At 69.0% G+C, this 25,295-nt stretch carries 24 protein-coding genes; 10 read left to right on the forward strand and 14 right to left on the reverse strand.

Annotated features, from left to right (window positions below):
* Window positions 1–41: 41 nt before the first annotated feature.
* The 6 genes from FHU39_RS15375 to FHU39_RS15400 all read right to left on the reverse strand — a co-directional run bounded on the left by FHU39_RS15375 (window position 42) and on the right by FHU39_RS15400 (window position 3,835).
* Complete coding sequence (locus FHU39_RS15375) at window positions 42–1,310, reverse strand: sigma-70 family RNA polymerase sigma factor (RefSeq protein WP_183321462.1); 1,269 nt, start codon at window positions 1,308–1,310, stop codon at window positions 42–44.
* 23 nt (window positions 1,311–1,333) lie between these two features.
* Window positions 1,334–1,708 carry a YciI family protein gene (locus FHU39_RS15380; RefSeq protein WP_183321463.1) on the reverse strand — a complete coding sequence of 125 codons (375 nt, stop codon included), beginning with the start codon at window positions 1,706–1,708 and terminating at the stop codon, window positions 1,334–1,336.
* Window positions 1,709–1,808: 100 nt separating this feature from the next.
* Window positions 1,809–2,234, reverse strand: a complete 426-nt coding sequence (locus tag FHU39_RS15385; RefSeq protein ID WP_183321464.1) for a PNPOx family protein — start codon at window positions 2,232–2,234, stop codon at window positions 1,809–1,811.
* A gap of 21 nt (window positions 2,235–2,255) precedes the next feature.
* The gene (locus FHU39_RS15390) at window positions 2,256–2,657 is read right to left on the reverse strand and encodes a VOC family protein (RefSeq protein ID WP_183321465.1); all 402 of its coding nucleotides are present in this window, start codon (window positions 2,655–2,657) and stop codon (window positions 2,256–2,258) included.
* A 77-nt stretch (window positions 2,658–2,734) separates the two neighbouring features.
* Window positions 2,735–3,097 carry a DUF3040 domain-containing protein gene (locus FHU39_RS15395; protein ID WP_183321466.1) on the reverse strand — a complete coding sequence of 121 codons (363 nt, stop codon included), beginning with the start codon at window positions 3,095–3,097 and terminating at the stop codon, window positions 2,735–2,737.
* 96 nt (window positions 3,098–3,193) lie between these two features.
* Window positions 3,194–3,835: a GntR family transcriptional regulator gene (locus FHU39_RS15400; RefSeq protein ID WP_343065932.1), complete on the reverse strand. Its 642-nt coding sequence runs from the start codon at window positions 3,833–3,835 to the stop codon at window positions 3,194–3,196.
* Window positions 3,836–4,037: 202 nt separating this feature from the next.
* Here FHU39_RS15400 and FHU39_RS15405 point away from each other — a divergent pair, with 202 nt between their 5' ends.
* Both FHU39_RS15405 and FHU39_RS15410 read left to right on the forward strand, forming a co-directional pair.
* Window positions 4,038–5,438: a purine-cytosine permease family protein gene (locus FHU39_RS15405; RefSeq protein ID WP_183321467.1), complete on the forward strand. Its 1,401-nt coding sequence runs from the start codon at window positions 4,038–4,040 to the stop codon at window positions 5,436–5,438.
* A 33-nt stretch (window positions 5,439–5,471) separates the two neighbouring features.
* Window positions 5,472–6,128, forward strand: coding sequence for a flavin reductase (locus FHU39_RS15410; RefSeq protein WP_183321468.1), 657 nt, complete (start codon window positions 5,472–5,474; stop codon window positions 6,126–6,128).
* Window positions 6,129–6,247: 119 nt separating this feature from the next.
* Here FHU39_RS15410 and FHU39_RS15415 read toward each other — a convergent pair whose 3' ends face one another.
* Together FHU39_RS15415 and FHU39_RS15420 are read right to left on the reverse strand one after the other, a co-directional pair.
* Window positions 6,248–7,702, reverse strand: a complete 1,455-nt coding sequence (locus FHU39_RS15415) for an MFS transporter (protein WP_183321469.1) — start codon at window positions 7,700–7,702, stop codon at window positions 6,248–6,250.
* Window positions 7,703–7,722: 20 nt separating this feature from the next.
* Entirely contained in the window at window positions 7,723–8,973 is a 1,251-nt protein-coding gene (locus FHU39_RS15420; protein WP_183321470.1) for a M20 metallopeptidase family protein, read from the reverse strand.
* 146 nt (window positions 8,974–9,119) lie between these two features.
* Here FHU39_RS15420 and FHU39_RS15425 point away from each other — a divergent pair, with 146 nt between their 5' ends.
* On the forward strand, window positions 9,120–10,127 hold the full coding sequence (locus FHU39_RS15425) for an Lrp/AsnC family transcriptional regulator (RefSeq protein ID WP_246336585.1): 1,008 nt from the start codon (window positions 9,120–9,122) through the stop codon (window positions 10,125–10,127).
* A 17-nt stretch (window positions 10,128–10,144) separates the two neighbouring features.
* On the opposite strand, the gene FHU39_RS15430 is transcribed toward FHU39_RS15425, so the two are convergent.
* On the reverse strand, window positions 10,145–11,527 hold the full coding sequence (locus FHU39_RS15430; RefSeq protein WP_183321472.1) for a S53 family peptidase: 1,383 nt from the start codon (window positions 11,525–11,527) through the stop codon (window positions 10,145–10,147).
* Between the two features lie 174 nt (window positions 11,528–11,701).
* On the opposite strand from FHU39_RS15430, the gene FHU39_RS15435 reads away from it, so the two are divergent.
* On the forward strand, window positions 11,702–12,424 hold the full coding sequence (locus FHU39_RS15435) for a type 1 glutamine amidotransferase (protein WP_183321473.1): 723 nt from the start codon (window positions 11,702–11,704) through the stop codon (window positions 12,422–12,424).
* Between the two features lie 8 nt (window positions 12,425–12,432).
* Here FHU39_RS15435 and FHU39_RS15440 read toward each other — a convergent pair whose 3' ends face one another.
* The gene (locus FHU39_RS15440; RefSeq protein WP_343065933.1) at window positions 12,433–13,170 is read right to left on the reverse strand and encodes an AAA family ATPase; all 738 of its coding nucleotides are present in this window, start codon (window positions 13,168–13,170) and stop codon (window positions 12,433–12,435) included.
* Between the two features lie 127 nt (window positions 13,171–13,297).
* Between FHU39_RS15440 and FHU39_RS15445 the strand changes: the two genes are divergently transcribed.
* On the forward strand, window positions 13,298–14,707 hold the full coding sequence (locus FHU39_RS15445; RefSeq protein ID WP_183321474.1) for a DUF2786 domain-containing protein: 1,410 nt from the start codon (window positions 13,298–13,300) through the stop codon (window positions 14,705–14,707).
* A 16-nt stretch (window positions 14,708–14,723) separates the two neighbouring features.
* On the opposite strand, the gene FHU39_RS15450 is transcribed toward FHU39_RS15445, so the two are convergent.
* Complete coding sequence (locus FHU39_RS15450; RefSeq protein ID WP_183321475.1) at window positions 14,724–16,700, reverse strand: acetoacetate--CoA ligase; 1,977 nt, start codon at window positions 16,698–16,700, stop codon at window positions 14,724–14,726.
* 199 nt (window positions 16,701–16,899) lie between these two features.
* On the opposite strand from FHU39_RS15450, the gene FHU39_RS15455 reads away from it, so the two are divergent.
* Window positions 16,900–17,499, forward strand: coding sequence for a hypothetical protein (locus FHU39_RS15455; protein WP_183321476.1), 600 nt, complete (start codon window positions 16,900–16,902; stop codon window positions 17,497–17,499).
* A 9-nt stretch (window positions 17,500–17,508) separates the two neighbouring features.
* Window positions 17,509–18,930 carry a GntT/GntP/DsdX family permease gene (locus FHU39_RS15460; RefSeq protein ID WP_183321477.1) on the forward strand — a complete coding sequence of 474 codons (1,422 nt, stop codon included), beginning with the start codon at window positions 17,509–17,511 and terminating at the stop codon, window positions 18,928–18,930.
* A 7-nt stretch (window positions 18,931–18,937) separates the two neighbouring features.
* On the opposite strand, the gene FHU39_RS15465 is transcribed toward FHU39_RS15460, so the two are convergent.
* Window positions 18,938–20,230 carry an ArsB/NhaD family transporter gene (locus FHU39_RS15465; protein WP_183321478.1) on the reverse strand — a complete coding sequence of 431 codons (1,293 nt, stop codon included), beginning with the start codon at window positions 20,228–20,230 and terminating at the stop codon, window positions 18,938–18,940.
* Between the two features lie 73 nt (window positions 20,231–20,303).
* Complete coding sequence (locus FHU39_RS23840; RefSeq protein WP_221185552.1) at window positions 20,304–21,122, reverse strand: CBS domain-containing protein; 819 nt, start codon at window positions 21,120–21,122, stop codon at window positions 20,304–20,306.
* A 160-nt stretch (window positions 21,123–21,282) separates the two neighbouring features.
* Between FHU39_RS23840 and FHU39_RS15475 the strand changes: the two genes are divergently transcribed.
* Window positions 21,283–22,248: a sensor histidine kinase gene (locus FHU39_RS15475; RefSeq protein WP_183321479.1), complete on the forward strand. Its 966-nt coding sequence runs from the start codon at window positions 21,283–21,285 to the stop codon at window positions 22,246–22,248.
* Window positions 22,245–22,910, forward strand: coding sequence for a response regulator (locus tag FHU39_RS15480; RefSeq protein WP_183321480.1), 666 nt, complete (start codon window positions 22,245–22,247; stop codon window positions 22,908–22,910). Before FHU39_RS15475 ends, FHU39_RS15480 begins: the two co-directional genes overlap by 4 nt.
* A 12-nt stretch (window positions 22,911–22,922) precedes the next feature.
* Here FHU39_RS15480 and FHU39_RS15485 read toward each other — a convergent pair whose 3' ends face one another.
* A complete protein-coding gene (locus FHU39_RS15485) occupies window positions 22,923–24,767 on the reverse strand; it encodes a chloride channel protein (protein WP_221185553.1) in 1,845 nt (614 codons plus the stop codon).
* Between the two features lie 111 nt (window positions 24,768–24,878).
* Between FHU39_RS15485 and FHU39_RS15490 the strand changes: the two genes are divergently transcribed.
* A complete protein-coding gene (locus tag FHU39_RS15490; RefSeq protein ID WP_221185554.1) occupies window positions 24,879–25,295 on the forward strand; it encodes a MarR family transcriptional regulator in 417 nt (138 codons plus the stop codon).

The following is a 25,295-nucleotide window of genomic DNA, read 5'->3' on the forward strand; positions in this document are numbered from 1 at the left end:
ATAACCGGTATAACCAACTACACAGGCGCTGTCCACAGCGCTCAAACCGGGCCTGCCCGGCCCTCCAGGATGAGGCGTTCGCTGTCGTTCTTCGTCCGCGCGGCGGCCTCGGTGAACGCTTCGCGCGCCTCTGTATGGCGCCCAGCGCGTTCCAGCAGATCACCGCGCACACTCGGCACGAGCGGCGAGTCGCCGAGCGCGTCGTCCGGCAGCGCGTCCAGCACCGCCAGCCCGACGTCGGGTCCGAACGCGCGGCCATGCGCTACCGCGCGATTCACCTCCACCACCGGTCCGGGAGTGGCGGTGGCGAGGACGTCGTACAGGGCGGCGATCCGTCGCCAGTTGGTGTCCTCGGCCCGCTCGGCACGTGCGTGCTGCGCGGCGATCGAGGCTTGCAGGAAGTACCGCCCCACGGGCCGACCCCGGCCGGCCATCTCCTCCGCCCGCCGCAGCGCAGCCAGCCCGCGACGGATCAGCAACTGGTCCCAGCGCGTCCGGTCCTGCGCCTCCAGCAGCACCGGTGCACCGTTCTCGTCGAGCCGGGCCGCCATCCGCGAACCCTGCAACTTCAGCAGCGCCTGCAGTCCGAGCACTTCGACCTCGTCCGGCGCGAGCGTCGCCAGCATCCGCGCCAGGCGCATCCCCTCGTTCGCCAGGTCCGGCCGCATCCAGTCGGCGCCGGCGGTGGCGGCATACCCCTCGTTGAAGATCAGATAGATCACCGCCATGACGTCGTCCAGCCGCTCGACCCGCTCCCGCCCGGTCGGCAGTTCGAACTCTGCACGCGACTGCACAAGCGCCTTCTTGGCGCGCGAAATCCGTTGTCCCATGGTCGATTCGCTGACCAGGAAGCCGCGCGCGATCTCCGCCGTGGTGAGCCCGCCGACCAGCCGCAGCGTCAACGCGGCGCGAGACTCGGCGGTGAGCGACGGGTGACAGGACAGAAAGATCAGCCGCAGCACATCGTCCTCGATGTGGTCGACCTGATCATCGAGGTCGGGCACAGTGCCCTCCTCTCCGGCACCGGCATGCTCCAACTGCGCCACCTTGCGACGCAGCACGTCCGCGCGCCGGAAATGGTCGATGCCGCGCCGCTTCGCCGTGGTCATCAACCAGGCGCCGGGATTGTCGGGTATACCGCCCGCCGGCCACTGTTCGAGCGCTGCTACGAGCGCGTCCTGGGCAAGATCCTCCGCGAGCGCGACGTCGCGGGTCATGCGGGTGAGCGCGCCGACGAGGCGGGCCGACTCGGCCCGCCACGCGGCAACGATGGCGTGGTGCGGATCCCCCGCCTGGGTCTGCGCCGGCACCAGGCCAGCGTAGTGAGCGGTGCTCAGCCGGCGGGCTCCTCCGGGCCCTCGGAGATCTGCCGCAGCGTCGCGACCATCGAGACCTCCGGCCAGTACTTCGCGTGCAGCTCGGCGAACTCCTTGTTGCCGGCGATCGCCTCCTCCAGGCTGTCGAACTGCATGAGCGCCCAGCCTCCGACGACCTCCTTCGCCTCGGCATACGGACCGTCGACCCGGCTGACCTCGCCCTCGCGGACGACGAAGTTCACCGCGTCCTCGGTGCCGTACAGCCCGCCGCCGTCGAGGAAGATGCCCTTGGCGGCCTGCTCCCCGATGTAGGTGTCCATCGCATCGAACAGCGCCTTCGGGGGCGTGCCGATGCCTTCTTCCATCCGGACGAATCCCATGAAACGTGGCATCTCGATCTCTCCTCGGGTTGGTGGGAGGTGCCTGTCACACGTACGTCGATCAGCTTCCAGCATCTTCGACATCGGGTGCCAAGAATTTTCCGGGGAAGTGTCAGCCGCCCTCCGCGGCCCACCCGGTCAGCCCGGTGAGCTGCAGGATCAGCACCTTCGCAAACGGCCGCTGATGGTACTGCGGAAAGGAGCTCGCCAGCAGCCCGGCGAGCTCCTCGGCGAGCGCCGGGTCGGTGCCCTCGCGCCACCGCAGCTGCGCCCGGACCCACCACAGCCGCGACCAGTCCTCGCGCTCCCAGTGCTCGACCAGAAGCGTGGCACGCGGGTCGGCCCGCAGATTGCGCTCCCGCTGCAGATTGGTCGACGACTTGGGTTTCACCGTGTCGATGGGTATGCCGACATACTCCCCCGTGATCGCGTAGACGACCGGCACCGCGTCCACCCCACGCCGTGGGTGCACGGTGCACAGCACTCCATGCCCATCGGCCACGAGCAGCTCGCGCGCCGACTCCGCGGTCAGCCTCACCGTTCACACGGTAGTTGCCACTCAGTCGTCGTCGACGACAATTTCGAACTCGAAACCTTCCTCGTTCTCGACGAACAGTGCCGTGTGGTGAGGGCCGCCGGCGTGTGGATAGTGCTGCGCGAAGAGTTCTGACCAGCCATGCGCGGCGGAGTCGTCACGCAGCCGGTCCAGAGTTTCACGATCGGGCGCGCGTAACGCGAGGTGGTTGAGCCCGGCACGCATCCGCTCGTGCCGTCCCGTCACCGCAGAGGACTGCTCGAGCACGATGTATGGCGCGCCCTGGCGGCGCCATACACGGCCGGCATCCCAAGCGGCGTCGACATCCTCGTCCCAACCGATGCGGGTGAGCAGCCAGTCGAACGACGCACCGCCGTGGCGAATATCCGTCGTCCAGAGCTCGATGTGGTGCACAGGATTCGCCATGGAGGCGCACGATACCCGGGAAGTGACGAACACACCGTTTCGTTGACCTGGCTGCCCTGCAACGAGTCCCGAACAACTCAGAGACGCCGCGACAGCCGCCGCGACACCCATCGCACGGGCCGAAGTCCGGTGCGGCCCGCACGCAGTGCCACCGCACGGGTCCGACGGATCACCACCCGCGGGTCGGCGCTGCGGACCTGCCCGAGGCACCAGCCGGCGAGGAACGCCGCAGCTGCCGTACCGGCTACCGTGACCGTCGGATTCTCCGGTCGTGACACCACCAGTACGACGACGAGCACCAGCAGACACAGCCCGGCGACCACGAGCTTGCGGTGCGGCCGCAGCAGTCGATGCATCCGCTCGGCGAAGCCGGGATCACTCTCGAGCAGCGACTCCTCGATCTCGTGGATCTGCCGTTCCTCGTGCGGCGTCAGGCCCATGGTGCGCTCCTTATGCAACCGGTCGCCGGATGCATACCCGCAAAGGACCCGCGTGAATCCCCTCGCCGTAGGGCTGCGGCCACCGCCGGCCCGGCGTCAGCGTGAGCTCCGCAGCGTGGCGTACGAGAAGTCGATGAGGTATTCGTTCAGGGCACGCGAGGCGGCCTCTGCGGCGTCGGCGTCCCCGTCGAGGATCGCCGTGAGAATGCGGCTGTGCAACGACGATCCCGCTGCGATCTCGGCCTGCTCATCGACGACGTGCGCGAACCAGAAGCGTCGGGACAGACCCTGCGCTGGTGCAATGGCGTCGGCGAGGTATTCGTTGGCGGCGCCCTCGACGATGAGCTCGTGGGTGTCCTTGACGGTGTCGGCATACGCCTCCAGCGTGAAGGCGTCCTTTGCCAGCAGCTCCACCATCGCAGTCATCCGCTCGCGCACGTCGGCGCCAGCGCGCTCGGCGGCCAACCGGACCGCGAGCGCCTCGAGTGCCCGGCGCAGTTCGAGCATCCGCAGCTCGGCCTCCACCGACGTCGGCGGGATCAGCACGCCCTTGTTCGGGTGGATCTCCACCATCCGATTGCGGGCGAGCTGCTGGAGCGCCTCCCGCACCGGCGTGCGACCGAGTCCGGTGCGCTCCATCAGCTGTGACTCGGACACGAGGGAGCCCGGCGGCACCTCCTGGAACACGATCATCCGCTCGATCGCGCGATAGGCCTGCGCGGCCTTTCCTTCACTCACGTCCCACCTCCGTCTGCCGCCGATCGTAGGACGGACCGGCAGGAGCCGCCGAGCTCGCCGCCCCACTGCGAAAGAAGAATCTCCATCAAACCATTGTGCAACCAGTATATCGGTTGCATACTGTATCGACGAAGCGTGGTGGTACACATCACTACGACCCTCGCCGCGGCAACCGCCGCACGGCACGTTTGTGAGGTTGAGCATGAACACACTCGAACAGCGATCGATCGACTTCATCCCGCCCGATGAACGGCACGGCTCACCGAGGAGCCTGCTCTTCGTGTGGTTCGCCGCGAACACCTCGATCACGGCAGTCGTCACCGGCGCCTTGTTCGTCGTCCTGGGCAACACCGCGCTCTGGTCGATCCCGGCGATCGTGCTGGGCAACATCGCCGGGGGCTTCTTCACGTCCCTGCACTCCGCGCAGGGCCCGAGGCTCGGTGTGCCGCAAATGATCCAGAGCAGAGCCCAATTCGGCTACCTGGGCGCCATACTCCCACTCGTCCTCGCCCTGATGATCTTCCTGGGCTTCTACGCGACAGGACTGGTGCTGGGCGGCCAGGCACTGGCCAACCTCCTGCACATCTCCCGGCACCTCGGGGCGGTCCTGTTCGCCGTCGTGTCAACGGTGCTGGCCATCTACGGTTACCGCTACATCCATCGCTTCTCCCACCTCGCGGCAGTGCTGAGCGGCGTGGTGTTCGTCGGCCTGTTCGTGCGGATCGGCTTCGACTCGCACACGGGCGCAGCCTTCAGCCACCACGAGTTCGCGGCCGCCCCGTTCGTCCTCGGCGTCTCACTCTCCGCGTCGTGGCAACTCACCTTCGGCCCGTACATCGCCGACTACTCGCGCTACCTGCCGGAGACCACCCCCAAGTCGGCAACCATCGGCTGGACCTTCCTCGGCAGCGTCCTCGGCGGCTCGCTCGCCATGGTGCTCGGCGCGCTGGTCGCGGCGATCGGCGGCGCCGCGTTCCTGAGCGACCAGGTCGGCTACCTCGCCGACCTCGGGGGCGCGCTGTCCGCCCTGGTCCTGCTCGCCGTCATCTGCGGCAAGCTCACCGGCGACACGCTGAGCGCGTACGGAGGTTACATGTCGGTGGTCACGATCGTCACCAGCATCACCGGCCAGAAGGTGATCCGACCGAAGCACCGCGCCATCTACGTCACGCTGATCTCGGCGGCGGCGCTGGCGATCGCGCTGGCCGCGACCAATTCGTTCCTCACATCGTTCACCAACTTCCTGCTCTTCCTGCTCTACTTCATGACCCCGTGGTCGGCCATCAACCTCGTCGACTTCTACTGGGTCCGTCGCGAGCAGTACCGCATCCAGGACCTGTTCGACCCGCACGGCAGCTACGGCCGGATCAACAAGGCAGCGTTCACCGCATACCTGATCGGCGTGGCGATCCAGATCCCGTTCATGAACAGCAGCCTGTATGTCGGCCCCATCGCCGACTGGCTCGGTGGCGCCGAGGTCGCCTGGGTGCTCGGCTTGCTGGTTGCCGGCGGTCTCTACTACGTCCTGTCCGCTGCTGTCCGGAGGGAACACCTTCCGGTTGCGGAGTTACCCGCCGAGCCGGCCTCCGCCGCAGCCAACTGACCCGACACCCTTCCCGAAACACGAGGAGTCATCGTGAAATACAGCCCTGCCACCGAGCGGAACCCCCTGCCCTACTCCCCCTTCAAGGCGTGCACCGTGCCGCGCCCGATCGGCTGGCTCTCCAGCGTCAGCCGGGACGGCGTGGAGAACCTCGCGCCATACAGCCAGTGGCAGAACCTGACGTTCGACCCGCCGATGGTGATGTTCTCCGCAAACCAGTACCCGGACGGCCGGCGCAAGGACACCGTCGTCAACGCGGAGCGGACCGGCTGGTTCGCGTGGAACATGGCCACCTGGGAGCTGCGCGACGCCGTCAACATCAGCGCCATGGCCCTCCCCGATCACGAGAGCGAGTTCGAACGTGCCGGTCTGCGCCGCGAAACCGCAGACCTGTCAGGGGTTCCCATGGTTGCCGACAGCCCCTGCCACTTCGAGTGCAAGTACCTGTCCACCCACCGCCTGGTGGGCAACTCCGAGGTCGGCACCATCGATATCGTCTTCGCCAGCGTCGAGCGCATCCACATCGCGGATGACGCCCTCACGCCGGACGGCAAGCTCGACGTCTCGCGCATCCAGCCCATCGCCCGCATGGGCTACTACGACTACACCGTCGTCAAGGACACCTTCGAGATGCGCATCCCTGGTGCCACCGCGGAAGCCGCGGACGGACTTGAGGGCGCGGCGGGTTAGCAGGGCGGCACCGTCGACCGACAGGCCCAGCAAACACTGACAGGCTCACCTACACCGGCGCGAATCCGTCCGTGTAAGTGGGCCTGTCGAGCGTAAGTGGGCCTGTCGGTGGTGGGGGGTCAGGCCGCGGGGGCGGGAGCACCCTTCCGGCGGCGGCCGGCGATGACGAAGCCGACGGCGACCACTGCGGCCAGTGCACAGGACAGGCCCATGACCAGCCAGCTGAGCTGGTAGCCGTGCTCGCTCGCCAGGCCCTTCACCGAGGACGCGTGCGCGGACAGGATCGCGCCGAAGACCGCCGAGCCGACGGCCGGGCCGAGGCTGATCGACAGCTCGTAGATGCCCTCCCCCATCGACACCTCGTGCTCGCGCAGACCGCCGACGACCAGGGTGCGGGTGGAGCTCTCGATGAAGCCCATGCCGCCGACCGCCACCGCCGTCAGCACGACCACCGCGGCCAGGCTGTTGTGCCAGCCGACCAGGCCGAGGAACCCGACGGCCGCCAGCACGGAGCCGATCATCATCACCGTGCGGAAGCCGATCGCCTTGCCGAGCCAGGCGGTCGACAGGACACCGAGGAACATCACGAAGAAGGTCACGGCCAGCCAGATGCTGATGCCGAAGGGCGACAGGCTCAGTCCGTAGCCGAGGACGGCATGCGGTGCGGCCATGAAGGTCGAGCCAACGACCTGGCCGCCGAGAACGGCCAGGTACGTGCAGAATCCGACGATGTAGACCGGCACGAAGTGCGGCTTGAAGAGCCACCGCAGGTCGGCGAGCGGCTGGTCGATCCGCAACTCGACGGCCGTCCAGGCGACGAGGATCAGCGCGCCGAGCACGATGCTGCCGATCACCCGGGCCGACGTCCAGCCCCAGTCCGAGCCCTCGGAGATGCCGAGAAGCAGGAACGCGAAGCCGGCGCCCAGCATGACCGCACCGACCCAGTCGACGCGCAGGTCGGAGCGACGCTCCACCTTCTCGCCGCGCACCAGCAGCAGCCCGACCAGGCCGACCAGTGTCCCGACCGCCGGCAGCCAGAGCGCCCAGGTGGGTCCGTCCGTGTAGCGAGTGATGAATCCGACTGCGACCAAACCGAATACGACACCGAAGATGAGGATCGAGGTGAGGTAGCTGATCGCGCGCTTGGTGTCGTCGTCGCCGTACCGAGCGCGCACCAGCCCGAACATCAGGGGCAGGTATGCCGGGAACATGCCTTGCAGCACACGCCCTGCCACGAGCACGGAAAACGTTGGTGCTGCTGCAATCAGGACGGATCCGGCGGCGACGATGGACACCTGGATCCGCAGGATCTTGCGGTGCCCGTACACGTCACCGAGCTTGCAGAAGACCGGTGTCGACACGGCGCTGGCGAGGGTGAAGGCGGTCAGTGCCCAGGACAGGGTGCCGACGCCGACGCCGAACTTGGCTGCCAGCGACGCGTAGACCGGTGAGAAGTAGATCTGCAGCACGCCGCTGAAGAGTTCGACCAGCACCAGCGGTCCGAGGAAGACGGCGAGCGGTTGCCGGGTGAGCGGTTGCGCTTTGCGCAGTGGGGTTTCCAGTACGTGGGTCATGGTCCTACCTGTTCGGGGAGTCACGCCGTCGCCAGCGCGTCGGCGGTGTCGGTCGGCGTCGCCTCGGCATGCAGCGCGGCGAGGCGGGTCGTGGCGAGTTCGGCATACAGGGCGGCGCCATCGGTGAGGACACCGTCGTCGAAGACGGCGAGCGGCGAGTGGTTGAACGCCGCGGCGGCCGGGTCGGCGCCGGGAGTGAGCGCGCCGAGCCCGATGAAGGTGCCGGGCACCCGATCGAGCACGTGGGAGAAGTCCTCCGACCCGGAGACCGGGGTCGCCAGGCGGGTCATCCGCTCCTCCCCGAGCAGGGCGGCGATGACCCGCTCCGCACGCTCGGTCTCGGTCAGATCCGTGACGGTGCGCGGGTATTCGGTCCGGTAGTGCACCTCGGCCTCCAGTCCGTGCGCGGCCGCGATCCCCTGCAGCAGCCGTGGGATCGCCACCTGCAGGTGGTTGCGGTTCTCGTCGGAGAACGTCCGGATGGTCGCCTCGAAGCGTGCCGTGTCGGGTATGACGTTGCGCTTCGTGCCGGCCTGCAGCAGCCCGACCGTCACCACCGCCGGATCGAACATGTCGAGCTGCCGGGTGACCATCACCTGCAGCGCGGTGACCATCTCGGCGGCGGTCGTGACCGGGTCCTTCGCGTGGTGCGGCGCCGACCCGTGCCCGCCGGAGCCGTGCACGACGACCTCCAGCCCGTCGGACGCGCTCATCATCACGCCGGGCTTGGTCAGCAGCTGGCCGTGCGGTGCCAGGCCGGAGAAGACGTGCATGGCGTATGCCGCGTCCGCGGTGCGTCCGGCCGCCTCGAGCACGCCTTCGCGGAGCATGACGGACGCCCCGTCATACCCCTCCTCGCCGGGCTGGAACATCAGCACGACGTCGCCGGGCAACTGCTCGACACGATCCGCGAGCAGCCGGGCCGCGCCGGTGAGCATGGCGGTGTGCAGGTCGTGACCGCAGGCGTGCATCGCACCGTCGACACGCGAGCTGAACGCGACGCCGGACCGCTCCTGCACGGGCAGCGCGTCCATGTCGGCACGCAGCAGGACGACAGGGCGGTCCGGTCCGGCCGGCGCACCGCGTCCCCGAAGGACCGCCGTGACCGAGGTCGTGTCCGTGCCCGTCGAGATCTCCAGCGGCAGGCCGTCGAGCTCACGCAGCACCTTCTGCTGCGTCCGCGGCAGGTCCAGACCGACCTCCGGCTCCTGGTGCAATTCGTGGCGGAAGCGGATCAGGTCGTCGGTCAGGTCGCGGGGTTCCAGTGACATCGGCTCTCCTCGTCGGGTGAAAATCGGCTGGATCGATTGTGAGGTGAGCCGCATCACAGATCACTGAATCCCTACAACCGATCAGTAACCTGCTAGCTATCCCAGCTTTCATGCTTCAATCACGGAGTATGGCGAGTATTCGCGATATGCCCAGCGAGGAAGATCTGGCCCTGATCAACGCGCTGCAGATCGCCCCGCGAGCGCACTGGACCGACCTGGCCGACGTGCTCGAGGTGCACCCGACTTCATTGGCGGCGCGCTGGGAACGGCTGCGCGCAACCGGCACGGCCTGGGTCACCGGACACCTCGTCGGGGATCCCCAGGCGATGTCGCTGTCGTTCCTGGAGGTCGATTGCGACATGCGGCAGCGTGAGACCGTCTCGGCGGCGCTGACCCGGCTGCCGAACATCGCGACCGTGGAACACTCGGCCGGCGACCGGACCCTGCTGCTGACGGTGATCACCGAGTCGTTCCAGACGTTCAGCGACGTGGTGATCGAGCAGATCACCGCACTACCCGGCGTGATGGGTTACCGGTCGGCACTGTGCACACGACTGCACCACGGCGGCTGGGCGTGGCGCCTCGGCGTGCTGAACGCTACCCAACGGGCCCAGATCCAGCGGCTGGCAACCGTGATCGGCCCGACGCAGCCGGTGCCGGACAGCCACCGGGCGTTGCTGCCCCACCTGGCCGTCAACGGGCGCGCCACTGCAGCCGAGATCGCCCGTGCCGTGGGCCGCAGCCCGGCGACGGTGCAACGCCAGCTGAACCGGGTGATCGCCGCGAACGTGCTGTCCTTCCGGTGCGAGATAGCCCAGCGTTACAGCGGTTTCCCGGTCAGCTGCCAGTGGTTCGTGCGGGTGCCCGCCGACGCCCACGACCAAGCGGCCCGGGCCATCGGCGAGCTCCCGCAGGTCCGCCTCGCCGCGTCCACGACCGGTGAGGCGAACATGATCATCGTGATGTGGCTGCGTTCCGTCGCGGAGGTGATGGACGTGGAGGTCACACTCACCCGGCGGATCCCGGGCATCGAGTTGCTACGCAACAGCATCATCCTGCGTGCCACCAAACGCGTCGGCTGGTTGCTCAACCCGGACACCACCGGCAAGGGACCGGCGGAGCATCCGCTGGAAGTCACCGACCTCGCGCACTGAGCGGCCGTACGAGAGCGTCAGCGGTGTCCGTGCCCGTGTCCGTGCCCATGTCCGTGCCCACGCTGCACCAGCGCCGGAATGAGCTTGTCCGCCTTCGGGGTACCGAGACCGCTCGCAGCGTCCCAACCACGGTGCGCCGAGAAGCCGGCAATCACCGGGTCACCCGGGAAGTGGTTGTCCCCGGTCGTCACGTCGTGGAAGTCGTTGGCGTAGTTCTTCCTGGAGTGCGAGATGGCGTAGAGCGTCGGGTTGATCGCGCCGACCCGCCGCCGGCCGGCCTGATCGGCCAGGGCGATGAGCCCGGCCCACTGCGGCGACCCGGCGCTGGTGCCTCCGAACAGGTAGGTGGCCTGTGGGTTGTTGCCCGGCGTCCACACCGCCAGCACACCACCGTTGATCGCGGCGTTGTACGCGACGTCAGGAACCCCGCGGGACCGGAGGTGCAGGTTGCCCCGCTGGTATGACGGGGTGCGGTACAGCACCGAGAAGCCGCCACCACCCGCGGCCTCGTAACCTGGCTCGTTCCAGACGGTTTCACTGTGATACGCGCCGGTCAGCCCGTCCGCGTCGAGCATCGTTCCGCCTACACCCGTGACGTTGGGATCGCTGGCCGGCGTGCTCGCCGCCTTGTAGTAGGAGGTGCCGTCGCAGGTCGGCTGCGCCGATCCCTGGTCTCCCGACGAGGCGAGCAGGGTGATGCCTCGGGCAGTCGCCCTGGCGAACAACCGGTGCTGCTGGGCCATCAGTGCGGGGTCCATGCACTTCTCGCCCTCGCCGAAGCTCTGCGAGATCACGTCGCCGAGGTTGTGGTCCACGGCATACCGCGTGGCCGACAGGATGTCCGCGTCCTGGTTCGACCTGGCCATCACCAGCTTGATCCTGGCGGCGGGCGCGATCGCGTGGGCCCATTCGACGTCGAGGGTGATCTCACCGGACCAGTTCACCTGGTTCGCGTCGTTCGGGTCGAAGGGTGTCAAGCCGTCCGGCGCGATCTGCGTCAGGTTGGCCGCGGGGAGGTCGAACTGCGCGTTGAACGTGTTCAGGTCGTTGACCAGCGACGGGCTCGAGTAGGCATCGATGATGACGATCGTGCGGCCGCGACCGTCCAGGCCCTTCTTGGCGAGCTTGTCGACGCCGTACGCGGCCCGCATCTGGGCCGGACCGTAACAGCCGGCGGGCGTGGTCGTCTGGCACCCGAACGTCGTCGCGTTCGGCGATGCGGTGCCGACCCGCTTGAAGTGCGGCTGTGCACCGATCGCCGGTGTCATCGACCCGGTGGCGGTGCCTGCCGCCGTTGCGGCGGTGCCGGGTGCTGCGGCGGTGAGTGCGAGGGCCGCGGAGCCTGCCATGGCGATGAGGGTGGCCGCCTTGCGTCCGGTGCGGGCAGAGGTGTGGGGCATGGATGATCCTCCATCCTGAGCAACGCCGACGGGGTGGTCGTGCTCAGTCGTTACCTGCGGAGGCTCGGGGTGGGCCAGCGCATCGGCAACCTATACCCTCCTAGCGCGTGTGTGGGCCGGAACGACGGACATACGCGATCGTCGACCGATTCGACAGCAGAGGACGGTTTCGTGATGGATCAGCCGACAGCGGCGCGGGTGTTGGTCGTCCAACCCGGCGACGACGACCCGCTGGGTCGCTTCGACGGGTGGCTCACCGCACGCGGCATCGACATACACACTGTTCGGCCGTATGCCGGAGACGCTGTCCCACAACGGCTTTCGGCCGACGCACTAATCGTGCTCGGCGGTGAGATGAGTTCGACGGACGACGCGAACTTCCCGTGGCTGGAGCAGGTTCGCGTGCTCTATCGCGACGCGGCGGAGCAGGCGAAACCCACCCTCGGGATCTGCCTCGGCGGGCAACTGCTCGCGCAGGCGCTCGGTGGCACGGTCGAGAAGGGCGCACACGGGACCGAGGCCGGACTGGTCACTGTGGGTCTGACCGGGGACGCGGCCGGTGACGACCTCTTCGGTGACCTCGGACCAGAGATTCAGGTCGCCTCCATGCACGGCGACGCCATCACCAGGCTGCCCGACGAGGCCGTGTTGCTCGGCACCGGTCGGACCTATCCCAACCAGGCATTCCGCGCCGCGCCGAACGCGTGGGGTGTGCAGTTCCATCCCGAGATCAGCCCCGCCACCTATGCGGAGTGGGCAGGTGCGTTCCGCGGCTCCGACCCGGAGGAGATCCGGCGGGTCGGGCAGGGCGTGGACGACCTGGTCGCTGCGGACGCCACGGTGCAGCGGACCGCGGCCGTGCTTGCGTCCCGGTTCGCCGACCTGGTCACCGGCTGACCGGCGACCTACTCGAGGTGCCGCAGATAGCGCGTCGGTGAGTCGCAGAAGTTGCGGTAGTGCATGACGAGTTCGAGGTCGTCCCACGAGCGTTCGTGGTAGCCCTCCTCATCCAGCTCCAGCACCGTCGCCCCGGGCAGGCTCGCGATGACCGGCGAGTGCGTCGCCAGCAGCACCTGGACGCCGGGACTGGTCAGCATCGTCATCAGCTCCCCCACCAGACGCAACTGCGCGGTGAACGACAGACCCGCCTCCGGCTCGTCGAGCACGAAGAACCCGTCACCGCTGAATCGGCTGGTGTCGATGAGGGTCCGGAACGCTTCGCCGTGGCTGAGGCGATGGAACTCGGGGTCCCTGGTGTGGCTGTCACGCCGGGTGCTGTCCAGGTAGGTGAACAGTCCGTGCATCGTCTCGGCCCGGACGAAATAGCCCCACCGCGACGCACCGGCGCCACGGACCAGACGCAGCCAGTCGTGCAGCGGGGACTCGCTGTGCCAGGTGGTGTGCATGGCACCGGTCGAGCCGCCCTCGGCGTTCATCCCGAACGCCATGGCGACCGCCTCGACGAGCGTGGACTTGCCGGTGCCGTTCTCCCCCACGAGCACCGTCGCACGGGACAGGTCGAGACCCTCGTCGAGCAGTTGCCGCACCGGCGGAAGCGACGCCGGCCACCCCTGCTCGACCGGCGCGTCCGGTCGCTTCTCGACGCGCCGCACCGGTGCCGGCATGAGCCACTGATCCGCCACGCCTCGCACCCTACGGGTCGCCACCGACCGGTGGTCGACAGCAGCAGGGCGGCACGGCGGCCCTGTCGGTGCTCGGTGCGAGCATCGCCCGATCAATCAGAACCGCGAAGGACTCGGGGGAGACACCATGGGGATGCACAATCAGCAACGGCGAGCCGCGAAAGCCAAGGCTCGCCGACGGCGCCGAGCACCGGCCGGTCATCAGGGTGCGGGCTCCGCCGCACATGCCGCGTGGCCATGGACCGGGGCGCCGCCCGCGGATCCTGACCGGACCGAGGACGACCGGATCGCCGACGACATCGCCGATGCCGTCGGATCACTGGCCGCGGGAACCCCACAGACGGCAGCTGCTCCGTTGCAACGGTTGCTGGATCGTGGCGCGCCCGCGGCGCTGCGGGTTGCGACCTGCCATCAGCTGAGCGCGATGCTGGAGGCCAGGATCGACGACGCGTGGACGCGCGGTTGGCGACCGGTCGACCTGCACAACCTCACCGGTCGCAACCTCAACGAGTCCGCCAAGCTGGTCGTCGCGGACGCCATGGCGGCACAGCTGGCCGCCTTTGCGACCGCAACGATCGCCCCGGCCTGGGCCGAGCAGCTGCGCACCATGGGTGCCAGTCGTTGGTGGCGGGCATCGGACGACTTCGTGACGGCCCGATCCGGCACCGACGGTTTCGAGCGCACTGTCCGATCCGCGGTCGACGTCGCCGCCCTGCTCGCAATGCTGCCCACCATCGAACGCCTCGACCCGCTACCGGGCACGGCGCGCCCACAGCGGCCTGAACCATCCGATCAGGTCGACCCACGGATCCTCGAGCGAGTACGCCGGTTGCTCGCCCAGGCGGAGTCGACGCCGTACGAGGCGGAGGCCGACACCTTCACCGCAGCCGCACAGTCGCTGATGGCCAGGCACAGCCTCGACGTGGCCATGTTGTCGGTGTCTGCCGACCGACCCGCCGACCAGGCCGGACCCGTCCGGCTCTGGGTCGAACGCCCCTATGAGCAGGAGAAGATCCAGCTGCTGCACGTCGTGGCGGAGGCAAACCGGTGCCGCGCGGTCTGGACGTCCGATCTCGGCTTCGCGACCGTCATCGGCCACCGGCCCGACCTGGCCGCCGTCGAGGCGATCTTCACTTCCCTACTGCTGCAAGCGACCCGGGCGATGGTGGGTGAAGGACGCCAGGTCACGAGCTCGGGTCGGTCGCGCACTCGCAGCTTCCGACGGTCGTTCCTGTTCTCCTACGCCACTCGTATCGGCGAACGTCTGCAAGCCGCCACCGACTCGGAAACTGCGTCAGTGTTGGAGGAACACGATGCCAACCCGTCCGGTGACACAGACGCCTCACGTGCGCTCGTCCGGGTCCTGGCGAAGCGCTCCGCCGAGGTCGACGCAGTGGTCGACGAGCTGTTCCCCCAACTGGTTTCGAAGGCGAGCAGCTTCACGCCGGATCTCTACGGCTGGAGTGCGGGCCAGCGGGCCGCAGATGCCGCGACCCTGTCCGGTGCCAAGTCGACACTCGCGAAACCCTCCTCGTGACAGTGCTGTTGGGCGATCAACGCGCGTATGCCGTGAACGCCTGTAGCGCGGCGAAGTCATCCACCGCATCCGGGCTGGCGACCTGCTCCAGCGGATGACCCTGGATCAGCCGTTTGACCGGCACTTCCAGCTTCTTGCCGGTGCGGGTGTGGGGTATGGCGTCCACCGCGACGACGTCGTCCGGCACGTGCCGCGGTGAGGCGCCGGTCCGGATCGCCGCCTTGACGTCGGCCGCCAACTCATCGGTCAGCTCGACGCCGTCCGCCGTCACGACGAACAACGCCAACCAGTAGCCGCCATCGGCGAGTTCGGCTCCGATCACCAGGGATTCGCGGATCTGCGGGATCTTGTCGACCACCGCGTAGATGTCGGCGCTGCCCAGCCGCACACCGTGCCGGTTGAGCGTGGAATCCGAACGCCCGGAGACGATCACGGTGCCGCGCGAGGTCACCGTCACCCAGTCGCCGTGGCGCCATACACCGGGGTAGGTGGAGAAGTACGCGTCGTGGTAGCGGCTGCCGTCGGGGTCGTTCCAGAAGTACAGCGGCATCGACGGCATCGGCCGGGTGACCACGAGCTCGCCGACCTGGTCGACCAGCGGCTGGCCGCCCGCGTCCCAGGCCGCGAGCGCGACACCGAGCGACGGCCCCGACATCTCGCCACGCCACACCGGTGTGGAGGGCGCCGCCCCCGCGAAGGCAGCGACCACGTCCGTGCCGCCGGAGGTCGACTGCACCTGGACCTGCGCGCTGACCCGTTCGCGCACCCAGTCGTACGACGCGGGCGAGACCGGTGCCCCGGTGACGCCGATGACCCGCAACGCCGACAGATCCAGGTCGCGTCCCGGCTGCAGATCGGCCTGGGCGCCGGCGAGCAGATAGCCGGGGCTGACCCCGAGCATGGCGACCCGTTCGTCGGCGGCGATCCGCCACAGCCGGTCCGGGCCGGGGTGTGAGGGGCTGCCGTCATACAGCACGACCGGTGCGCCGACGAGCAGCCCGGCGGCGACGATGTTCCACATCATCCAGTTGGTGGTGGTGTACCAGAAGAGCGGGCGTTGCGGGCCGGCATCCAGGTGCAGCCCGAGCATCTTCAGGTGCTCCAGCACCACGCCACCGTGCCCGTGCACGATGCCCTTGGGCAGGCCGGTCGTGCCCGAGGAGAACAGCACCCAGAGCGGGTGGTCGAAGGCGACCCGGTCGAAGCGTGGGGCCGCCGGTGTGCCGGCCACCTGGCTCCAACTGAACGCCCCTGGGGCGGAGGGCTTTTCGTCATACAACCCGAGGTTGGGCACCTCGACGACAGCCCGCAAGCTCGGCAACGACTCGCGCAGCGCGGCCACCTCGTCACGGCGGTCGAGCGAGCGGCCGTTCCAGTGGTAGCCGTCCGCGGCGAAGAGCACGACCGGCTCCAACTGCGCGAATCGGCCGGCCGCTCCGCTGCCGGAGTAGTCCTGCGCACAGGCCGACCAGACCGCGCCGATGCTGGCACAGGCCAGGAACGCGACCAGCGTGGGAGTGGTGTTGGGCAGGTAGCCGACCACCCGGTCACCGGGACGCACGTCGTTCGCGCGGAGCCAGCCGGCGACGGCACCCACCTGGGCACGCAGTTGCGCCCACGTCGTCCGCACGACGGTCCCGTCCTCGTCGATGGCGGTGACCGCCACCGTGTCGGCCGTCGCGGGGTCCGCACCGTGCCGCAGCGCGTGCTCGGCGTAGTTGAGCCGGGTGCCGGGGAACCACTGCGCTCCCGGCATGGTGTCGTCGGCCAGCACCGTGGCAGGGTCCCCGTCGGCGACGACGTCGAAGAAGTCCCACACCTGGCGCCAGAAGCCGTCCGGGTCGGTGACCGACCACGACCACAACTCGCGGTAGTCGCTCAGGTCGCACCCGGCCCGGGTGGCCGCCTGCTGCGCGAACCGGGTGATCGCTGCGCCGGCGAGCTCGGCAGGGTCCGGCCGCCAGATCGGCTCGGGTGTCTGGTCGTCACTCATCAGGTCCTCTTCCGTTCGCAGCCCGTCGCCGCCTGATCAATCCTGCTGCTGAGAAGTTACCCGCCGGACCCGACGTCGTGGCGACCCAGTCGCCGGACCCGCCCGCGCGACGCCGCAGCCGTCCTTTTCAGGGTCGTCCAAGGTGTGCCTGGGGGTTGACCCTGATGTGTGGTGCACCATCGCGAGCAACAGTGGATGGATGAACCAATCCCGCTCTCTCGCCGTCGATTCGGCGCGCGTTCCCGCCCTGTGGGTTCCGGCGATGCTGCTCGCCTACGGACTCTTCCGCTTCCTCGACCGGCTGGGTGGAACCGACCGGTCCGGACCACTCTGGGTCGCCGGGCACGTGTGCTTCTTGGTGGCCATCATCGGTGTCGCGGCCCTCGACGTCATGGTCTGGCGACGGTTGGGCCGCAGCCTTGCGCCCGACGCCGCCCTGGTCGCCGGTCTTCTCGGGTCCGCGGCGTTCGTCTGGGTCATCCTGGGAGACATCTTCCCGGGCGTGCACTCGAACTATCCGGTGCCCGACCTGGTCGCCGCCGCGGGCCCGCCGGCGTTCCTGGTCGGTCTCTTCGGGCTGCTGGGCAGCCTGGCACACCGAGGCCTGTTCCCTTGGCCGCATTGGGCTCTCGTTGTGATCGGGTTCGGCTGTGTCGGCGTCTCGCTGCAGCTGCTGCCGCTCGCGGCAGTCATCCTGTTGCTCGCCTTCGAGCCGTTCCGCTCCGCCACCCGCAGGCTCGTCGGCGGACGGGCGCCGACGGGGACGCGCCTCCCCCACAACAGTCCGCCCGGCGGCTAGCGTCGACCCATGCTCATCGCCAAGGACGCGGCCCAGCTGTCGCACGCGGGCAACACGCAGCTCACCTTCGCAGCCTTGGCCGGCATCGCCGCCGTGGTGCTGCTGATCGTCGTGGTGAAACTGCACCCCTTCATCTCGTTGATCGTCGGCTCGGCCGTCGTGGCCCTGGTCGCCTGGATCCCCGGCGCTGATGCGGTGACCAGCTTCACCAACGGCGCGATCTCCCCGAACGGTGGCTTCTCCGGCACCGCCGGCTCGGTGGCACTCCTCATCGCGCTCGGCGCCATGCTGGGCCAGATCCTGGTCGACTCCGGCGGCGCCGGGGTCGTGGTCGACACCATCAGCGACAAACTGTCCGGCTCCGCCCTCCCCTGGGGTATGGCGCTGATGGCGGCGCTCATCGGATTGCCGATGTTCTTCGAGATCGGCGTGGTCGTGCTGGTGCCGATCGTGCTGATGGTGGCCCGGCACACCGGGCAACGGTTGATGCTGGTCGGCATACCCGCCCTCGCCGGCCTGTCGGTGCTGCACGGCCTCGTCCCACCGCACCCCGGCCCGGAGACCGCGATCGCGTCGTTGCACGCGGACCAGGGGCGCACGCTCATCTTCGGCCTCATCGTCGCGATCCCGACCCTGGTCCTCTGCGGCCCGCTGCTCGCCCGGGTGCTGGACCGAATGGTGCCGATCGAGCACCCGACGCTGCCCGGCGGCAGCACCGAGGACGTCGCGGCCCACCTCGACGACAAGACCGGCGCCACCACCCGCCCCAGCTTCGGCCGCTCGGTCGCGATGCTGCTCCTGCCGGTCTGCCTGATGCTGCCGGCGGCGATCATCAACCTGATCGTGCACGACGAGGACAACCGGGCCCGGCAGATCCTGGACGTGATCGGCACCCCGTCGGTCGCCCTGCTGATCACCGTCGTCGTCGCCTACTTCGCGCTCGGCCTCGGCTCGGGTATGTCGCGCAGCCAGGCCAGTGACTCCCTCGGCCGCGGCCTGCCCGGCATCGCGGGCATCATGCTGATCGTCTGCGCCGGCGGCGGATTCAAGCAGGTGCTGGTCGACGCCGGTGTCGGCAACGTGATCGCGGACTGGGCCGAGGGCAAGCACATCAGCGTGCTGCTGCTCGGCTGGCTGGTCGCGGTCGGGATCCGGCTCGCGACCGGGTCGGCCACGGTCGCGACGGTGACGGCGGCCGGCATCGTCAGCGGCCTCGCCGCCGACCTGTCACCGAGTCACCTGGCGCTGCTGGTGCTGGCCATCGGGTGTGGATCGCTGTTCTTCTCCCACGTCAACGACGCCGGCTTCTGGCTGGTCAAGGAGTACTTCGGGATGTCGGTCGGCCAGACGATCCGGTCCTGGTCGCTGATGGAGACCGCGATCTCGGTCGTCGGTTTCGCGTTCGTGATGCTGCTGAGCGTCTTCACCTGACCGGGTCTCACGCGAACACGAAGTACCGCAGGCTGACGTACACCCAGGCGAGCGTCGTGGTCACCGCCGTGACCACGATGCCGTAGCGGGTGAACTGCCAGAAGCTGATCCGGTGCCCGGTGCGGGCGGCCAGGCCGATGGCCACCACGTTGGCGCTGGCTGCGACGGCGGTGCCGTTGCCGCCGAAGTCGGCGCCGAGCGCGAACGCCCACCACAGCGACCGTCCGGTCGCCTCGTCGGGCGCGTCGGCGGCCAGTTCCTCGACGACGGGGGCCATCGTCGCGACATACGGGATGTTGTCGAAGAAGGCGCCCAGGATGCTGGACCCGAACAGCAGCGCGGTGGCGGCCAGGTAGTAGTTGTCGCCGACCGCATCCGCGACCCAGCCACCGAAGGTGTCGATCACCCCGGTGTGAGTGAGTCCGGCGACCATGACGAACAGGCCCATGAAGAAGATCAGGGTCGGCCACTCCACCTCGGCGACCGCGTCCTGCGGGTCGGTCCGCGTCACCAGCAGCATGACACCGGCACCCAGCAGCGCGACGATCGCCGGGTCGAGCGACAACGCCCCGTGCAGGCTGAAACCGACGACCACGAGGGCGAAGACGGCCAGCGCCCGGCGCAGCATCGCCGGGTCGGTGATCGCCCGGCGTTCGTTGAGCAGCATCACCTCGGCGACCCGGTCCGGGTGGTACCGGAACTCGGACCGGAAGAGCACCCGCGCGCCGAGCACGAAGACCACGAAGATGACCACGACGACCGGCGCCATGTGCACCAGGAAGTCGGTGAAGCTGAGCCCGGCCCGGCTGCCGATGATGATGTTCGGCGGATCGCCGATCAGCGTCGCGGCACCGCCGATGTTGGACGCGAGCACCTCGGCGATCAGGTAGGGCCGCGCCGAGACGGCCAGCCGGTCGCAGACCACCACCGTCACCGGCGCGACCAGCATGATCGTGGTGACGTTGTCCAGGAACGGCGACGCGATCGCGGTGATGATCATCAGCATCACCATCAGCCGGTACGGCTTGCCGCCGGACCGTTTCGCCGCCCAGATCGCCAGGAAGTCGAAGAGGCCGGTCTGTTTGATGATGCCGACGATGATCATCATCCCCAGCAGCAGGAAGATGACGTTCCAGTCGATGCCCGCGTGCTCGGAGAAGAAGACCTCGCTGCCCGGGATCAGCTTCAGCCCGGCCATCACCCCCGAGGCGATGAGCACCACCGCAACCTTGTCGGCCTTCTCCGTGGCGATGAAGAAGAAGGCGACAAGGAAGATCGTCAGGGCCAGCGCCGCTGTCATCGGCTGGTCCTCGGGGGACGGGCTGGGCGGTTCACGGGGTGTCCTCCTCACCCGGGCGAAACGCCCAGTGGGATCAGGGGTTGTCGGTCAGGTCGTCACCGGCCGTCACGGCGAGGCTGGTGATCAGCCGCTCGAGCGTGATCGCGCCACGCAGGGATCCGTCGTCGTCGACGACCGCGATGACCGGACTACGCAGCCGCGCCATCAGCGCGGCGACCTCGAGCAGCGTCGCGTCGGCACGCACCAGGACCGGGGGTCTCATCGGGTCGGGCAGGCAGTCCGCGATCGTCCGCTTGGCCGCGGTCAACCAGAACCGGTCCGCGTGCGACTCGTCGACGGTGCGCACCAGCGCCGGGTCGTCCCGGTAGGAGTCCGGCACGATGAGGCGGAGCACCTGGCTGCCCGGCAGCACCGTCACCGGGCGTCCCTCGTCGTCCACGACGATCAGTCCCGGGATGCGGCTGACGGCCATCACCCGAACCGCTCGGATCACCTGATCGCCCGTGGTCACGGTCGGCGCGTGGGCGGCGATGTCCCCTGCCTGCATAGCATCCGTTCCCGTCATACATCGCGGTCGCGTGAGCAACCCGACGGCGCCCGGCACCACTTCGGTCATCACTGGCGCCTCCGTCCGTATGTCGTTGTCGATCCGCTGCCAGCCTTTCAAATCGGCCGGCGCCCCGGTATCCGTGCTGACACCCATATCGGTCGTGGGCAACCATGCAGCCGCATCGGCGTGACGCGTCCTCCGGCGCGGTGGCTCGACCGCGGACAGACCCGCCACGACGAGGCCGGCGGCGATCAGCAGACCGTGCCCCAGAGTCATCCCGATCGCGACCGCCGCCAGCCCCGTGACGAGCGCCACCTGCAGCCACCGCCGTGGTGTCATCATCGGCATCACGACCCTTCGGCTGGGTTCTCGTCCCTTCCACCCTGACCGGTCCCGCGCCGGTTCACCATCGGTGTCAGCACCCATCTTCGCGGCGTGAACCGTGCAGCACGGCCCCGTCGTGTGGACGCCGCGACGCCTCGCATGTCAGGCTCGCGGCACTATGTCGCTCTTCTGGCGGATCTACCTGCTGAACGCCGTGGTGCTCGTCGCGGCGACCATCAGCCTGGTCTTCGGGCCGGCGAGCGTCTCCGCACAGCCGGTCTTCGCCGAGATCGTCGTCGTCGTCCTCGGACTCGCCGCCCTGCTCGCGCTCGACGGCGTCCTCTTCCGGATCGGGCTGGCGCCGCTGCGCCGGCTCAGCCGGGCCATGACCTCCGTCGACCTGCTGCGCCCGGTCCCCCGCCCGGTGGACGCCGGCGGCGGGGACGTCGCGGAGGTGATCCGCACCTTCAACACCATGATCGACCGGCTCGAGTCCGAGCGGGGCCGCAGCGCGGCCCGTGCCCTGTCCGCGCAGGAGGCCGAGCGCCGGCGGATCGCCCAGGAGTTGCACGACGAGGTCGGGCAGACCCTGACCGCGGTGCTGCTCGACCTCAAACGGGTTGCCGATCGCGCCCCCGACCACGTGCGGGCGGAGCTGCGGGAGGTGCAGGAGACCACGCGTGGCAGCCTCGACGAGATCCGGCGGATCGCCCACCGGCTGCGCCCCGGTGTGCTCACCGAACTCGGACTCCCGAGCGCACTGCGGGTACTCACGGGCGACACCGCCGAGCGCACCGGCCTGCAGATCGACTACACCTGCAGCCCCGACCTGCCGCAGCTCGGCACCGAGACCGAGCTGGTCGTCTACCGGGTGGCGCAGGAGGCGCTGACCAACATCACCCGGCACGCACGGGCGGAGCGGGTCATGCTGTCGCTGGAGCACACACCCACCCGGGTCGAGTTGCGGATCCGCGACGACGGGGTGGGTATGGCGGGCGCCGCCGAAGGCGCGGGCCTGCAGGGGATGCGCGAACGCGCCCTGCTCATCGGTGCCCGCCTGACCATCGGCACCCCGCCGACCGGACACGGCACCGACATACATCTCGAGGTCCCCGTCGACCCGCAGACCACGGGGGCCGCATGACCTTCGACGCGCAGAACCCCGCCACCGTGCTGCTGGCCGACGACCACGCGCTGGTCCGCCGCGGGGTGCGGCTGATCATCGACAACGAGCCGGACCTGCAGGTGGTCGCGGAGGCCAGCGACGGCGCCGAGGCCATCGAGCAGGCCCGCGCCCACCTGCCGGACCTGGCGATCCTGGACATCTCGATGCCGCGGATGACCGGCCTGCAGGCCGCCCGGGAGCTCTCCCGCGAGCGCCCCGACCTGCCGATCCTCATCCTCACCATGCACGACAACGAGGAGTTCTTCTTCGAGGCGCTCAAGGTGGGCGCCTCCGGGTACGTCCTGAAGTCGGTGGCCGACCGCGACCTGATCGAGGGCTGCCGGGCCGCGCTGCGCGGCGAGCCGTTCCTGTATGCCGGAGCGGTGAACGCACTCATCCGCAACTATCTCGACCAGGTGCGTCGCGGCGCGGACCCGACCGGTTCGCCGATCACCCCGCGCGAGGAGGAGATCCTCAAACTGGTCGCCGAGGGCCGCTCCAGTCGGGAGATCGCCGACCTGCTCGTCATCAGCCCCAAGACGGTCGAGCGGCATCGTGCCAACCTGCTCGCGAAGCTCGGCCTGAAGGACCGGGTCGAGCTGACCCGTTACGCGATCCGCACCGGCCTGATCCAGGCCTGACGGGCCTCAGCGCTACGGGCGGTCCTGCCGGCCGAACCAGCTGGGCCGCGCGACCCGCAGCCGCAGCACCCGCTCGGACTCCTGCGCCTCCCGGACGTCACGGACCCGGCCCTCGAGCAACATGGTGAGCGACACCAGCCCGACCAACCGGGTCGAGTCCTCCCGGTCGACGACCGGCATCTTGTCGACAGCGTTGGCGGCCATGGCATTCGCGGTCTCCCGCAGCGTCTGGTCGGAGTGCGTGACGATGGGCGCGGTGATGCACAGCTCCTGCACCGGCCGGTTTGCGGAGCCCTCGTGCACGGCGGTCTCCAGCTGGGTCCGGGTCACCACGCCGACGATCTTGTCGCCGTCCTCGACGACCGGGTAGAGCATCTGCCGGCGGGTCTCCACCTTGGCCGGCTCGGTGCCGGAGATGACCTCCAGCGCCTCCGCCGCGGACAGGTCGCTCTCGTAGCTGAGGATGTCGCGCTGCATGACCTCGCCGACGAAGTAGATCTCCAGCGGGTCGACGTCGTACTCCCGCGTCAGGTGGTAGCCGCGGCGGGCGATCTTCTCGGTCAGCACCGAGCGCTTCAGCAGCAGGCTGGACAGCGCGAACGCCGTGGACGCGCCGATGATCATCGGCAGGATGGCGTCGAACCGGCCGGTCAGCTCCAGCGCGAAGATCACCCCGGTGAACGGCGAGCGCATGACGCCGCCGAGCACGCCGGCGAGCGCGACCAGCGCCCAGAAACCGGGACCGACGTCGGGGAAGATGTGCGCCTCGAGGGCACCGAGCGCGCCACCGATCATGAACATCGGCGCGAGGATGCCGCCGGAGGTGCCCGATCCGAGTGACAGCGACCAGATGAGGGTCTTGACGATCAGGATGCCCACGACCAGGCCGATCGAGATGCTGCCGTCCAGCTCGGCGCCGATGATGTTGTAGCCGACGCCCAGCGCCTCCGGCACGATCAGGCCACCGAGGCCGATGATGATGCCGCCGATCGCCGGCCACCACATCCAGTGCACCGGCAGCCGCCGGAAACCGTCCTCGGCGGCGTAGACCAGCATGGTCGACACGATCGCGAGCAGGCCGGCGACGATCCCGGTGACCGCACACAGCAGCTCGGCCAGCGGCGAGACGTGCAGGGCGCCGTGCACCGGGAAGAGCACACCGCTGCCCAGCATCGGGTGTCGTATGACGGTCGCGACGCACACCGCGGTGGCCACCGGCACATAGCTGCGCGGCCGCCATTCGAACAGCAGCAGCTCCACCGCCAGCATCACCGCCGCGAACGGCGTGTTGAAGGTTGCCGCCATACCGGCCGCCGAACCGGCCACCAGCAGGGTCTTGCGTTCGTCGGCGGTCAGCCGCAGGAACTGCGCGAACAGCGAACCGATGGCACCGCCGGTCATGATGATCGGGCCCTCGGCACCGAACGGACCGCCGGTGCCGATCGCGATCGCCGACGACACCGGTTTCAGCACCGCGACCCGCGGTTGCACCTTGCTGCCGCCCAGCAGGATCGCCTCGATCGCCTCGGGCATGCCGTGTCCGCGGATCTTCTCGGACCCGTAGCGCGCCATCACCCCGATGACCAGACCACCGATGATCGGGGCGAGCAGCACGACATACCAGTGGTCGTGACCGCCACCCGGTGCGACGAGCGCGGTGTCGATGCGCTGGTAGAAGATCGCGTTGGTGATCAACCCGATGAGCCGCAGCAGGGCCCACGCCACGACTGCCGCGATGGCGCCGACCGGAATGGCGAGCGCGGCGATGACGACCATTCGCGGTGTCGCGCGGAAGTCGCCGAGGTGGTGGACGTCGCGCGGTACGTCGTTCGGCGCAATGGGCTGGGTCGAGCTCAACGGGGTCACTCTCTTGTCATGTGCACTGGTTCACATTTATATCGTGACACGACTATGTCGTGCGACGACATAGTATAGGGTTGCCCGAAATCACAACGGAAGGTCCAATCCGTGGCCACGCGCCCGCGCGTCACCGACGCCGACTACGCACGCCTGTTGCGGATGCGCACGCGCCTGCGCAAATTCGAGCACTGGAGCGCGGCACAGGCGGCGGCGATGGGGCTCACCGCGAGCCAGCATCAGCTGCTGCTCGCCATCCGCGGGCACGGCGGGGACGAGGGCCCGACGATCGGGGAGGTCGCCGACTACCTGCTGGTCCGGCACAACACCGCGGTCGAGCTGGTCAACCGCACCCAGGAGCTCGGGCTGATCGACCGGCACCGCGACGGCGCCGACCACCGGGTCGTGCGGCTCAGCCTCACCGACGAGGGCCGCGAACGACTCAACGCGCTGTCCGCGGACCACCTGGAGGAGCTGGCCCGGCTGGCGCAGGTGGTCGACGAACTCTTCGACACCCTGCACACCTGA

The organism is Flexivirga oryzae, assembly GCF_014190805.1.
Lineage (GTDB): Bacteria > Actinomycetota > Actinomycetes > Actinomycetales > Dermatophilaceae > Flexivirga > Flexivirga oryzae.